3 protein-coding genes are annotated in these 13,127 nt (G+C 68.5%); all 3 read left to right on the plus strand.

Annotated features, from left to right (window positions below; translation table 11 throughout):
* On the plus strand, positions 1-3,486 hold a 3,486-nt coding region (locus AWC17_RS10055), incomplete at its 5' end, for a condensation domain-containing protein (RefSeq protein WP_141224568.1).
* Positions 3,483-11,129 carry an amino acid adenylation domain-containing protein gene (locus AWC17_RS10060; protein WP_046184719.1) on the plus strand — a complete coding sequence of 2,549 codons (7,647 nt, stop codon included), beginning with the start codon at positions 3,483-3,485 and terminating at the stop codon, positions 11,127-11,129. The genes AWC17_RS10055 and AWC17_RS10060, both read left to right, overlap by 4 nt.
* Before the next feature lie 414 nt (positions 11,130-11,543).
* Positions 11,544-13,127 (plus strand): condensation domain-containing protein (locus tag AWC17_RS10065; protein ID WP_141224569.1); only part of this gene is annotated, 1,584 nt, incomplete at its 3' end.

Consider the following 13,127-nt stretch of genomic DNA (forward strand, 5'->3'; position numbering starts at 1 on the left):
AGCAACGCCAGTCCGATCGGTGTGCCGTTGGCCCATCTGGGTTTCTTCGTTTTGGATGGGTGGTTGCGGCCGGTGCCCGAGGGGGTGGTCGGTGAGTTGTATGTGGCCGGCCGCGGTCTTGCGTATGGCTATGTGGGTCGTGCGGGGTTGTCGGCGACGCGGTTTGTGGCGTGTCCGTTCGGTGGGTCCGGGGCGCGGATGTATCGCACCGGGGATCTGGTGCGCTGGGGTGCCGACGGCCAGCTGCAGTACATGGGGCGGGCCGACGAGCAGGTCAAGATCCGCGGGTACCGCATCGAACTCGGCGAAGTGCATGCCGCCCTGGCGGCGCTGGACGGCGTCAACGAAGCGGCGGTGATCGCCCGCGAGGACCGCCCCGGCGACAAGCGGCTGGTGGGTTACGTGACCGGAACGGCCGACCCGGCCGAGATCCGCAACCAGCTCGGCGAGCGGCTGCCGAGCTACATGGTGCCCACCGCGGTGGTGGCGCTCGAGGCGCTGCCGTTGACGGTCAACGGCAAACTGGACACCCGCGCCCTGCCCGCACCGGAATACCAGGACGCCGAGCAGTACCGCGCGCCGAGCACGGCCGTCGAGGAGATTCTGGCCGGCATCTATGCCCAGGTGTTGGGCGTGGAGCGCGTCGGGGTCGACGCCTCGTTCTTCGACCTCGGCGGCGACAGCATTTTGTCGATGCAGGTCGTCGCCCGCGCCCGCGCCGCCGGTGTGGTGTGCCGCCCGCGCGACATCTTCGTCGAGCAGACGGTGGCCCGGCTGGCCCGGGTGGCCGGCGTGGCCTCCGACGACGATGTGGTCGACGAGGGCATCGGAGCGGTGGTCGCGACCCCGATCATGCGCTGGCTGCAGAGCGTCGACGGTCCGATCGAGCAGTTCAACCAGACCATGGTGGTGCAGGCCCCGGCGGGGGTGAGCGAGGCCGACGTGGTGGTGGTCCTGCAGGCTTTGCTGGATCGGCACGCCATGCTGCGGCTGCGGGTCGACGACGACGGCGCGGGGGACTGGTCGCTGCGGGTGCCCGAGGTCGGCGTCGTGGATGCCGGCGGGTGCGTGCACACCGTCGAGACGCTGTCCGATGAGGCGCTGGCGGCGGCGCGCTCGCAGCTCAACCCGGCCAGCGGTGCGATGCTGCGCGCGGTGTGGGTGCCCTCCACGGGCCAGCTGGCGTTGATCATTCACCACCTGGCCGTTGACGGCGTGTCGTGGCGAATCCTGTTGGAAGACTTGAACATCGCCTGGGCCCAGCATCACAGCGGGCAGCCGGTCGCCTTGCCGGTGGGCGGCATGTCGTTCGCCCGGTGGTCGTCGCTGCTGGCGGAGCACGCGCGCCGCCAGGAAGTCGTCGACCAGGCCGAGGCGTGGCGGCAGGTCGCATCGACGCCGGCGCCGTTGCCGGCGGTGCGGCCCGACATCGACACCTACGTCAGTGCGGGACAGCTGTCGGTGTCGCTGGACGCCGACACCACCCGATTGTTGCTGGGCGAGGTGCCCGCGGCGTTCCACGCCGGGGTGCAAGACATCCTGTTGATCGCCTTCGGGTTGGCCTGGGCGCAGTTCGTCGGCACCGGCGCGCCGATCGCTGTCGACGTCGAGGGCCACGGCCGCCACGAGGAGCTGGGCCCGCACGTGGACCTGTCCCGCACGGTGGGCTGGTTCACCACCAAATACCCCGTCGCGTTGACGGTCGGCGGATTGTCCTGGGGACAGGTCGTCGCCGGTGAGGCCCAGCTGGGGGCGCTGGTCAAGGACGCCAAAGAACAGCTGCGCGCCCTGCCGGACGCGCTGACCTACGGGCTGCTGCGCTACCTGAATCCCGACGTCGACCTGGACGCGTCGGACCCGGTGATCGGGTTCAACTACCTCGGGCGGCTGGGCGGCGCGGCCGAGCTATCCAGCGAACTGTGGCGGCTCGACCAGGACAGCCTGGCGTCGGCCGGCGCGGCGACGGCGGTGCCCATGCCATTGCCGCACACCGTCGAGCTCAACGCCGCCACCCTGGACACCGCCGGCGGTCCGCTTCTGCAGGCCAACTGGACCTGGGCGCGCTCGGCGCTCGACGAGGTCCAGGTCGGCCGGCTGAGCGAATTGTGGTTCGACGCCCTGAGCGGCATCTGCAGCCACGTCCGCAGCGGTGGGGGTGGCCTGACGCCGTCGGACCTCGCGCCGGCTCGGTTGACCCAGCGGGACATCGACGAGCTGTGCCAGCGCTTCCCGATCGCCGACGTGTTGCCGTTGACCCCGCTGCAGCAGGGACTGCTGTTCCACACCGGCAGCGCGCACGGTAGCGACGACCTCTACGCGGTGCAGCTCGACATCAGCGTGAGCGGTGCGCTCGACCCGCACCGGTTGAGCGACGCGGTGCACACCGTGATCAAGCGGCATCCCAACGTGGTCGCGCACTTCCTCGAAGACTTCGGCGAGCCCGTCCAGGTCCTGTCGGCCGAACCCGCGCTGTCGTGGCGGTACGTCGAACTCGACACCCAAGACCTCGAACCCGAAGAGCAGATCCAGCAGCTCTGCGCCGCCGAGCGCGCCGCGGTGTGCGACCTGGCCGACCGTCCGCCGTTCCGGGCCGCGCTGATCCGCACCGCCGACAACCGGCACCGATTCGTGCTGACCAACCACCACATCGTGCTCGATGGCTGGTCGAAGCCGATCCTGCTGCAGGAGATATTCGCCGCCTACTACGGGGTGCAGTTGCCCCCGCCGGTGCCGTACCGCAAGTTCGTCGCCTGGCTGGCCGAGCAGGATCGCGGCGCCGCCCAGGCGGCGTGGCGGCGGGTCCTGGCCGGATTCGACACCCCCACATTGGTCGGTCCGCCCGGCCGGATGAGCCTCGGGCCGCGTGGCGTCTCCTCGTTCCATGTTTCGGCGGAAACCACGCGGGCGCTGGGCGAGCTGGCCCGCTCGTGCCACACGACCGTCAGCACCGTGCTGCAGGCGGCCTGGGCGCAGCTGCTGATGTGGCTGACCGGTCAGCACGATGTGACGTTCGGCACAGCGGTCTCGGGACGGCCGACCGAGTTGGCCGGCGCGGAGCAGATGGTGGGCTTGCTCATCAACACGGTGCCGGTGCGGGCCACGATCGGCGCCGAAACCACCATCGCCGACCTGCTAAATCAGCTGCAAAGCGCCTATAACGACACGCTCGAGCACCAGCATTTGGCACTGAATGAGATCCATCGTGTAACGGGACACGACCAATTATTCGACACCATGTTCGTGTACGAGAACTATCCGATCGACACCGCCGCGCTCTCGGCCGTCGACGAGCTGGCTATTGAGGGCTTCACAAACCGGGAATACAACCACTACCCGCTGTCGGTGCAAGCCGTGCCCGGTCACGAACTGGGTCTTCGCGTCGAATTCGATACAGAAGTCTTCGACACGGGCAGAATCGAGAGGTTGATCGAGCGGTTTCGGCGCGTGCTGGAAGCCATGACCGCAGATGTGGAGGAGCAGGCATGACCGTCGGTGCAGGGCGGCGATTGTTGTCGATCGACTTGCTGGATGGCGGCGAGCACGACCGCCTCGACGAGTGGGGTAACCGGGCGGTGCTGACCGCGCCGGTGACGGGGGCTGTCTCGATTCCGGCGTTGTTCGCGAAGCAGGTCGCGCGTGTTCCCGAAGCTCCGGCGCTGACGTTCGCGGGCCGCTCGCTGACCTATCACGAACTCGACGAGGCTGCGAACCGGCTCGCGCACCTACTGGCCGATCACGGGGCGCGCCCGGGTGAGTGTGTGGCGCTGCTGCTGCCGCGGTCGGCCGAGGCGATTGTTTCGATCCTCGCGGTGCTCAAGACGGGGGCGGCCTATCTGCCGATCGACCCGGCGGTTCCGGCGGCGCGGATGGAGTTCATGCTCGGCGATGCGGCGCCGGTCGCCGCGGTCACGACGGCCGAGTTGCGGGCGCGGCTGGACGAGTTCGACTTGCTGGTCGTCGACGTCGACGACCCCGCGGTGCAGGAACAGCCCAGCTCGGGGTGGCCTGGGCCGGCCCCCGAGGACATCGCGTACATGATCTACACCTCGGGCACGACCGGAACCCCGAAGGGGGTGGCGGTCACGCACCAGAACGTCACCCAGCTGCTCAAGTCGCTGCCCGCGGACCTGCCGAAGGCGGGTACCTGGTCGCAGTGGCATTCGTTGGTCTTCGACGTGTCGGTGTGGGAGATCTGGGGTCCGCTGTTGCACGGCGGGCGCCTGGTCGTGGTTCCCGAGTCGGTGGCCGGATCGCCGGACGACCTGCACGCGTTGCTGGTCGCGGAGAAGGTCACCGTGTTGTGCCAGACCCCGTCGGCGGTGGGGATGCTCTCGCCGGACGGGCTGGGTTCGACGGCGCTCATCGTGGCGGGCGAGGCCTGCCCGTCCGAGGTGGTCGACCGGTGGGCGCCGCGTCGGGTGATGATCAACGCCTACGGCCCGACCGAAGGCACCGTGTACGCATCGATGAGTGCGCCCCTGAAGGCCGAGTCCGGGGCGCCGCCGATCGGCTCGCCCGTGCCGGGGGCGGCGCTGTTCGTGCTCGACAAGTGGTTGCGCCCGGCGCCGGAAGGCGTCGTCGGTGAGCTGTACATCGCCGGTCGCGGTGTGGCCTCCGGGTATGTGCGCCGGGCGGGCTTGACGGCGTCGCGCTTCGTGGCGTGCCCGTTCGGGGCACCGGGGACGCGGATGTATCGCACCGGCGACCTGGTGCGCTGGGGCATCGACGGCCAGCTGCAGTACCTCGGTCGCGCCGACGAGCAGGTCAAGATCCGCGGATATCGCATCGAGCTCGGCGAAATCCAGACGGCGCTTGCGGGGCTGGACGGCGTGGAGCAGGCGGCGGTGATCGCCCGCGAGGATCGGCCCGGCGACAAGCGCCTGGTCGGCTACATCACCGGGACCGCAGACCCTGCTGAGATCCGCACCCAGCTCGGCGAGCGGCTGCCCAGCTACATGGTGCCCGCCGCGGTGGTCGTGCTGGACGCGCTGCCCTTGACCGTCAACGGCAAACTCGACAAACGCGCTCTGCCCGCCCCGGAGTACCACAAGACGAGCGGTGAATACCGCGCGCCGACGACGGCCGTCGAAGAAACGCTGACCGCGATCTACGCCCAGGTCCTCGGCCTGGAGCGGGTGGGCGTCGACGACTCGTTCTTCGACCTCGGCGGCGACAGCATTTTGTCGATGCAGGTCGTCGCTCGCGCCCGCGCGGCCGGCGTGGTGTGCCGCCCGCGCGACGTTTTCGTCGAGCAGACGGTGGCCCGGCTGGCCCGGGTGGCTGGGGTGGCTTCCGACGACGACGTCGTCGACGAGGGCACCGGCCCGGTGGTCGGGACCCCGATCATGCGCTGGCTGCAGCAAGTCGACGGCCCGACCGACCAGTTCAACCAGACCATGGTGGTGCAGGCCCCGGCGGGTGTCACGAGCGATGACGTGCAGGTGGTTCTGCAGTCGCTGCTGGATCGGCACGCCACGCTGCGGCTGCGGGTCGACGACGACGGCGCCGGCGGCTGGTCGATGCAGGTGCCCGAGGTCGGCGCGGTCGATGCCGGCGCCTGCATGGACACCGTCGACGCGTTGTCCGACGCGACGCTGGTGGCGGCGCGCTCGCAGCTGAATCCCGCGGCGGGCACCATGCTCCGCGCAGTGTGGGCGGAATCCACGGCCCAGTTGGCGTTGATCATTCACCACCTGGCCGTCGACGGGGTGTCGTGGCGAATCCTGTTGGAAGACTTGAACATTGCCTGGGCCCAGCACCACAGCGGCCAGCCGGTGGCGTTGCCGACGGGCGGAACGTCGTTCGCCCGGTGGTCCGCAATGCTGGAGGAGCACGCCCAGCGACCCGAGGTCGTCGAACAGGCCGAGGCGTGGCGGCAGGTCGCGGCGACCCCGGCGCTGTTGCCGGCGGTGCGCCCCGAAGTCGACACCTATGAGACGGCCAAGCAGCTGTCGGTGTCGCTGGATGTCGACACCACCCGGTTGCTGCTGGGCGAAGTGCCCGCGGCGTTCCACGCCGGGGTGCAAGACATCCTGTTGATCGCGTTCGGGTTGGCCTGGGCGCGGTTCGTGGGCACCGGCGCGCCGATCGGCATCGACGTGGAGGGCCACGGCCGTCACGAGGAGCTGGGCTCGCACGTCGACCTGTCGCGCACCGTGGGATGGTTCACCACCAAGTACCCGGTCGCGCTGACCGTGGGCGAACTGGACTGGGCGCAGGTGATGGCCGGCGACCGCGCACTCGGGGTGCTGGTCAAGAAGGCCAAAGAACAGCTGCGCGCGCTCCCCGACCCGCTGACCTACGGGTTGCTGCGGTACATGAACACCGAGGTCGACCTGGAGGGGTCGGAGCCGGTGATCGGCTTCAACTACCTGGGACGACTGGGTGCGGCGGCGGATCTCCCCGGCGAGATGTGGCGGATCAGCCAGGACAGCCTGTCGTTCACGGGCGCCGCCAGTGCGGCGCTGCCCATGCCGTTGATGCACACCGTCGACCTCAACGCCGGGACCATGGACACCGAGGCCGGCCCGCACTTGCAGGCCAACTGGACGTGGGCGCCCTCGGCGCTGGACCACGAGCAGGTCAGCCGGTTGAGCCAGTTGTGGTTCGAGGCCCTGGCCGGAATCTGCGCGCACGTGCGCAGCGGTGGTGGCGGGCTGACCCCGTCGGACATCGCCCCGGCTCGACTCAACCAGCAGCAGCTCGACGACCTCTGCCAGCAATACGAGGTCGACGACGTCTTGCCGTTGACTCCGCTGCAGCAGGGACTGCTCTTCCACGCCAGCTTTGCGCACGACCCCGGCGACGACGTGTATGCGGTGCAGCTCGGCATCACCGTCACCGGTGACCTCGACCCGCACCGGTTGCGCGAGGCCGTCCACACCGTCGTCAATCGTCATCCGAACCTGGCGGCCCGATTCTGCCCGCAGTTCGGCCAGCCGGTGCAGGTCATTCCGACCGATCCGGGGATGGCGTGGCGGTACATCCAGCTCGGCGCGGAAGACCTGGACCCCGAGGACAAGATCGAACAGCTCTGCGCCGCCGAGCGCGCGGCGGTCAGCGACCTCGCCAACCGGCCGGCCTTCCGGGCCGCGCTGATCCGCACCGCCGACAACCGGCACCGGTTCGTGCTCACCAACCACCACATCGTGATGGATGGGTGGTCGCTGCCGATCCTGCTGCGCGAGATCCTCACCAGCTACTACGGGGAGCGGTTGCCCGCGCCCGCGTCCTACCGCAGCTACCTGACCTGGCTCGCTGCCCAGGACCGCACGGCCGCCCGCGCCGCGTGGGCCGAGGTGCTGGCCGGCTTCGAGGAGCCCACCTTGGTTGGCCCGCCGGCCCGGTTGGGCCTCGGACGGCGAGGCGTTGAGTCGTATCGGCTGCCCGCGGAGACCACCCGGGCGCTGGGCGAGCTCGCCCGCTCGTGCCACACCACGATCAACACCGTGCTGCAGGCGGCCTGGGGGCAGCTGCTGATGTGGCTGACCGGCCAGCATGACGTGGCCTTCGGCACCGCGGTCTCCGGCCGGCCGGCCGATCTGGTCGGCGCCGAGTCGATGGTGGGCTTGTTGATCAACACGGTGCCGGTGCGCGCCCACGTCAACGCGGCAACCACCGTGGCCGAGCTGCTGCAACAGCTTCAGCGTGCCCACAACGACACGATCGAGCACGAGCACCTGGCGCTGAACGAGATTCACCGGATCACCGGCCACGACCAGCTGTTCGACACGCTCTTCCTGTACGAGAACTACCCGATCGACACCAGCGTGCCGTTGGGCTTCCACGAGCTGGCGATCACCGACGTCACCAACCGCGAGTACAACCACTACCCGCTTTCGGTCATGGCTCTGCCGGGCCGTGAACTGGGTCTGCGCGTCGAGTTCGACACCACCGTGTTCGACACGGCCGGGATCGAGTCGATGATCGATCGGTTCCAGCGGGTGCTGGGAGCCATGACCGCCGACTCCAGCCAGCGGCTGTCGTCGATGGATGTGTTGGACGGCGGCGAGCGCGCCCGCCTCGACGAGTGGGGCAACCGCGCGGTGTTGACCGCGCCGGTCCGGGCGACGGCGTCGATCCCGGCGTTGTTCGCCAAGCGGGTTGCCCGTGCTCCGGAGGCGGTGGCGCTCACGTTCGAGGACCGCTCGATGACCTATCGAGAGCTCGATGAGGCGGCGAACCGGTTGGCCCACTTGCTGGCCGATCATGGTGCGGGCCCGGGTGAGAGCGTGGCGCTGCTGTTCTCCCGCTCGGCCGAGGCGATCGTGTCGATCCTGGCGGTGCTGAAGACCGGGGCGGCCTATCTGCCGATCGACCCGGCGGTCCCCGCGGCGCGGGTCGAGTTCGTGCTCGCCGACGCCACACCGGTCGCCGTGGTCACGACCGCCGACTTGCGGTCACGGCTGGACGGCTCCGACCTGTTGGTCATCGATGTCAACGATGCGCCGCTGGACACCCAGCTCGCCACGCCGTTGCCGGGGCCGACGCCTGACGACATCGCATACCTGATTTACACCTCCGGCACCACCGGTGTCCCGAAGGGCGTCGCGGTCACCCACCGCAACGCCACCCAGCTGCTCCAGAAACTGCACGCCGACCTGCCCGACCCGGGCGTGTGGGCGCAGTGGCATTCCCTGGTATTCGACGTCTCGGTCCACGAGATCTTCGGCGCGCTGTTGCACGGCGGCCGGCTGGTCGTGGTGCCGGAGTCGGTGGCCGGCTCCCCGAAGGACCTGCACGCGCTGCTGGTCGCGGAGAAGGTCACCGTGCTCAGCCAGACCCCGTCGGCCGTGGGGATGCTCTCGCCGGAGGGGCTGGACTCGACGGCCCTGGTGGTGGCCGGTGAGGCCTGCCCGCCCGAGGTGGTGGAGCGGTGGGCGCCGGGTCGGGTGATGATCAACGCCTACGGCCCGACCGAAGGCACGGTGTACGCGGCGATGAGCGCGCCCCTGAGCACGGACGCGGGAGCGCCGATCGGTTCCCCGGTCCCGGGGGCGGCGCTGTTCGTTCTGGACAAGTGGCTGCGGCCGGCGCCCGAGGGCGTCGTCGGTGAGCTGTACATCGCCGGTCGCGGTGTGGCGTGCGGCTATGCGCGCCGCTCGGGTCTGACGGCCTCGCGGTTTGTGGCGTGCCCGTTCGGGGCGCCCGGTGCGCGCATGTATCGCACCGGCGACCTGGTGCGCTGGGGCGCCGACGGCCAGCTGCAGTACCTGGGCCGTGTCGACGAGCAGGTCAAGATCCGCGGCTATCGCATCGAGCTCGGCGAAATCCAGGCGGCCCTGGCCGGTCTGGACGGGGTCGAGCAGGCGGCGGTGATCGCCCGCGAAGACCGCCCCGGCGACAAGCGCCTGGTGGGGTACATCACCGGGACCGCCGACCCGGCCGTGATCCGGGCCCAGTTGGGCGAGCGGCTGCCGGGCTATATGGTCCCCGTCGCGGTGGTGGTGCTGGACGCGCTGCCGTTGACCGTCAACGGCAAACTCGACAAGCGCGCCCTGCCCGCCCCCGAATACCAGAAGACCGGTGGTGAATACCGGGCCCCGGCCACCCCCGTGGAAGAGACCCTGGCCGACGTCTTCGCCGAAGTCCTTGGGTTGCAACGGGTTTCGGTCGAAGACTCGTTCTTCGACCTCGGTGGCGATTCGCTTTCCGCGATGCGGGTGATCGCCGAGATCAACACCGCCCTCGACACCAGCCTCTCGGTGCGCACCTTGTTCGAGGCGCCGTCGGTGCGAGGCCTCGGCCAGCGGGCGGAACGTGATGCCAGCGGTGTGGACGAAGCCGAGGGCGGCGGGTCCAGCTTCGCGTCCGTGCACGGACGTGACGCCACCCAGGTCTACGCCAGCGATCTGATGCTGGACAAGTTCATCGACCCCGCAACGCTGAGCGCCGCGCCGGCGCTGCCCGGCCCGAGCTCGGAGGTGCGCACGGTCCTCTTGACGGGGGCGACGGGCTTCCTGGGGCGTTACCTGGCGCTGCAGTGGCTCGAGCAGCTGGAGCTGGTCGACGGCAAGCTGATCTGTTTGGTGCGGGCGGGCTCCGATGAGGAGGCCCGGCAGCGGCTGGAGAAGACGTTCGACAGCGGTGACCCGCAGTTGCTGCGGTATTTCCAGGAGCTGGCCGCCGACCATCTCGAGGTCATCGCCGGTGACAAGGGCGCATCGAACCTCGGGCTCGACGAGGAGACGTGGCAGCGGCTGGCCGACACCGTCGACCTGATCGTCGACTCGGCGGCCCTGGTCAACGGCGTACTGCCCTACAGCGAGCTGTTCGGTCCCAACGTCGCGGGTACCGCCGAGCTGATCAGGGTGGCGCTGACGACCAAGCTGAAGCCGTACGCGTATGTGTCGACCTCCGATGTGGGCCGCCAGATCGACCCGGCGGCGTTCACCGAGGACGCCGACATCCGGGTCATCAGCCCGATCCGCAAGATCGACGGTAGCTACGCCAACGGCTACGGCAACAGCAAGTGGGCCGGCGAGGTGCTGCTACGCGAGGCGCACGACCTGTGCGGCCTTCCGGTCTCGGTGTTCCGATCCGACATGATCCTGTCCGACGTCAGCTACGCCGGCCAGTTCAACCTGTCGGACATGTTCACCCGGATGGTGTTGAGCCTGGTGGCTACCGGCATCGCGCCGCGCTCGTTCTATCAGCTGGACGCCGAGGGCAACCGGCAACGCGCGCACTTCGATGCGCTGCCGGTGGAGTTCGTCGCCGAGGCGGTCACCACGCTGGGCGCCCAGGTGATGGAAGGGTTCGAGACGTTTCACGTGATGAATCCGCACGACGACGGCATCGGCATCGACGAGTATGTCGACTGGTTGATCGAGGCCGGTTACCCGATCGAGCGGATCGATGACTTCAGCGAGTGGTTGCAGCGGTTCGAGGCCGCGCTGCGTGACTTGCCGGAGCGGCAGCGCAAGCACTCGGTCCTGCAGATGTTGCAGGTTCCGGGATACAACCAGCTGCAGGCGCCGGAGCCGGCCAGCGGATCTTTCGCCCCGACCGACCGATTCCGCGCTGCGGTGCAGGAAGCCAAGATCGGCACGGACAACGACATCCCGCACATCTCGCCGCCGGTGATCGTCAAATACGTCACCGACCTGCAGCTGCTCGGGCTGCTCTAGCACGCACACTCGGTTCGGGACGGTCCGGGCGGGCCGTCCCGAACCGCAGAACCGGTTTCGGGGGCTGAAACATCCTTCTCGTATCTTTTGAGCGGGGTTACAGGAGTCCTGATAGGGAGCTGGGACTTTTTCAAAACCCTAGCGCACATTCTTACCGTCGATTAACCTTTCGGACTGTTGCACTTATGTTGACTAATTTGACGGAGATACTGTGTGCGTCGGCCCGTTCGATGACGACATCAGCAGCCCTGCCTTCTTAGTCGGACGACGAGCAGCGACGTGCGGTGCCAACACGGACCGCGCCTTGTGTGTGCGCTACATCAAGCGGAACCGAACGGGTATTGCGGAGGGTTCGGTCGAGCGGCTGCAGTCAACCGGGGGTTTGAAGGGTGAACCCTATGGTTGGGAAGTTGGATGGAGCTTGGTGACCGGGCACTTCCGCTTACGCGTGGACAACTAGACATATGGCTTGCGCAGGAGACGGGCCACTCCGGCACTGAGTGGCAGATCGGCCTCTTCGTCAGGATCGACGGCAGGGTCCAACGTGATGCCCTGAAGTGGGCGATCCGCCAGGCGGTGGAAGAAGCCGAGCCGGCCAGGGTCTCTTTCGTCGAGGCGGACGGTCAGGTCTTCCAACAAGCGATCGACTACCCGGACGTCGAACTTGCTTTTCATGACCTGAGCGGCTCGAGCAGTGCCATCGAAGAGGCCCGGCGGATAGCGTTATCGATCCAACGAACGCCCATGCCGTTCACGGGTCCGCTGTTCAGATTCGCCCTCTTCCAGACCCGTGCCGACGAATTTCACTTGTTCGCGTGCTGCCATCACATCATCCTCGACGGCACCGGTGTCGCGCTCGTCGGTCACCGCATCGCCTCCGTCTACTCGGCCATCGTCTCCGCCGCGCCTGTCCCTCCGGCGGTCTTCGGCTCACTGCGGGATTTGGTGGACTGCGAGTCGAAGTACGAAGCGTCTGGCGATTACCGGAACGACGAGGCCTATTGGGTTCAGAACCTTCCCGCGAACGATGCAGGCCCGCATCGGGCGCCGCGCGCCGCGGGTGAGCGCGATCCGTGGCCATGCGCGCCGGTCGCGTTGGACTCCGGCATCCTTCGCCGGGTCGACAAGCTGTCGCAGGTGTGGGGCGTGTCCCAGACATCGATCATCACCGCGGCGTGCGCGCTGTTGGTGCGCGGGTGGAGTGCGGACGGTTCAGAAGTGGTCCTCGACTTCCCGGTCAACAGGCGAGTGCGTCCGGAGTCGAAAACCCTTCCCGGCATGGTCGCCGGTGTGGTGCCGCTGGTATTGCAGGTCTCGCCGGAGCTCACGGTCGCCGAGTTCTGCCAACACGTCGACGCACGGATTCGGGAAGCGGTTGCGCATCAACGGTTTCCGGTGCAAGCGCTGGAGCGCAAGACTCGCGGCCCGGCAGGGCCGGCCGAGCGGGTAAGCGTCAACTTCATCCCGTCGGCATTCACCCTGCCCTTCGGCGGTGTCACCGCCTCGGCGTCGTACACCAATTCCGGCCAGGTAAGTGGCTTCGGTTTGATCTTTTCCACCGACGGTGACCAGCTTTTCCTCAGCACGGCAGGCGGGTTGGAGCCATTCTCCAGCTTCGACGTCGCCTATCTGGCGGGACGCTTGGAGCGGGTGTTGGTGGCGTTGACCGCGGATACCACGCGGCGGTTGCTGTCCATCGATGTGTTCGACGAGTCCGAGCGGGTGTGCCTGGCCGGGTGGGGGAACTGGGCGGTCATGGGTCGGCCCGCGGTCTCGGGGCGGTCGGTTCCGGAGTTGTTTGCGGTGCAGGTCGAGCGTGTTCCTGGGGCGGTGGCGGTGTCGTGTGGGGGGCGGTCGTGGCCGTATCGGGAGGTGGATGAGGCGTCGAATCGGTTGGCGCGGTGGTTGATTGGGCATGGGGTGGGTCGGGGGGATTGTGTGGGCTTGGTGGTGGACCGGTCGGGGGAGGCGGTGATTGCGGTGTTGGGGGTGCTGGCC

This window comes from Mycobacterium nebraskense (assembly GCF_002102255.1).
Taxonomy (GTDB): Bacteria; Actinomycetota; Actinomycetes; order Mycobacteriales; family Mycobacteriaceae; genus Mycobacterium; species Mycobacterium nebraskense.

Coding starts and splice junctions, on each gene's coding strand:
- AWC17_RS10060 (WP_046184719.1), top strand. CDS start 3,483: ATGACCGTCGGTGCAGGGCGGCGATTGTTGTCGATCGACTTGCTGGAT.